Source organism: Frankia gtarii (genome assembly GCF_025403375.1).
In the GTDB taxonomy this organism is placed as follows: Bacteria; Actinomycetota; Actinomycetes; order Frankiales; family Frankiaceae; genus Frankia; species Frankia gtarii.
In genome coordinates, this window is the sequence record NZ_JAMPTM010000547.1 from 1 (window position 1) to 1,211 (window position 1,211).

Sequence of the window (1,211 nt, forward strand, 5' to 3'; positions counted from 1 at the left end):
CTTTCTCTACCGGCCCGCGACCGGACCCCGACCTGCTCATGCCGGGCCGTCCGCGCCCGCCGCTTGCAGCGGATCCGCGGATAGCGGCGGCGCTCGCTGCCCGCAACACCCACCTCGCCCCCTTCTGGCTGCAGCGGCACGTGCCGAGGGCAGTCGCGGTGCCCGTGCTGACCGGCCGCAGCGTCCTCATCGTCGACGCCGAGGACAGCTTCACCGCCATGCTCGCCCACCTGCTCCGTGAGCTCGGCCTCGCGGTCACCATCCGGCCGTGGCAGGAGGCGGCGGGGCTGCCGGCGCGCCCCCCGGCCGAACACGGTGCCGGCGGCCCCGTCGACACGGAGTTCGACCTGATGGTGGCCGGGCCTGGCCCCGGCGACCCCAACGACGTTGCCAACCCGAAGATCGCGACCATGCGGCGAGTGATCGCGGACCGGCTGGCGGCCCGGCGGCCGCTGCTCGGCGTCTGCCTCGGCCACCAGCTCCTCGCCGGCCTGCTCGGGCTGCAGCTACACCGGCGCGCCGCGCCGTACCAGGGGCTCGCGCGCACCATCGACCTGTTCGGCCGGCCCCGCCGGGTCGGGTTCTACTCGACCTTCACCGCGATCGCCGGCAGCGGCGATCTCGCCACCGCGCACGGCCCGGTCCAGTTGGCCCTCGACCGCGGCGACGGATCGGTTCACGCGCTACGCGGGGCGGCGTTCGCCGGGTTGCAGTTCCATCCCGAGTCGGTGCTCAGCGAGGATGGCCTGACGGTCCTGCGCGAGCTGCTGACCGAGCTACTGGCATCCGCGGGCGCGTCGGCGGACCGGGCCGGCGAAACAAGCCTCAAAACGGCGGCGGCATCCGGCGGCGGGGCCGGGCCGGGGCTCGACGAGTAACCCGCAAAGGACGCCGGCGGTCCGCGGCGGCCGGAACCCCGAACCACCGGCCGGCCGGGACGCCGGACGTCCTCGGCTTCGCCTGCGGGCCCTCCTCGGTCTGCACGGCGCCGTTACGACCTCGTAACCAGTGCCGGCGCCGCCCCCGCCGGGCGCTGGTGCGGGCGCGGGCGCGAGGAATGATCCGGGGACGTGACTCCTCTGACGGTTGAAGCCGTCAGCTTCTCAGGCCGCCCGCGCGTCAGCCCGACGGGCAAGCCCGGCCCACAGAATGTTGACAGCCGCCTCCTCGTCCGCGTCCGCGACATGCCCACACCGCACACAGACGAACGC

General features: G+C 74.6%; 1 protein-coding gene. It reads left to right on the forward strand.

Annotation, left to right across the window (positions count from 1 at the left end; all coding sequences use genetic code 11):
* A partial coding sequence (locus NBZ83_RS32225) for an aminodeoxychorismate/anthranilate synthase component II (protein WP_261576523.1) occupies positions 1 to 878 on the forward strand: 878 nt, incomplete at its 5' end.
* Positions 879 to 1,211 lie beyond the last annotated feature (333 nt).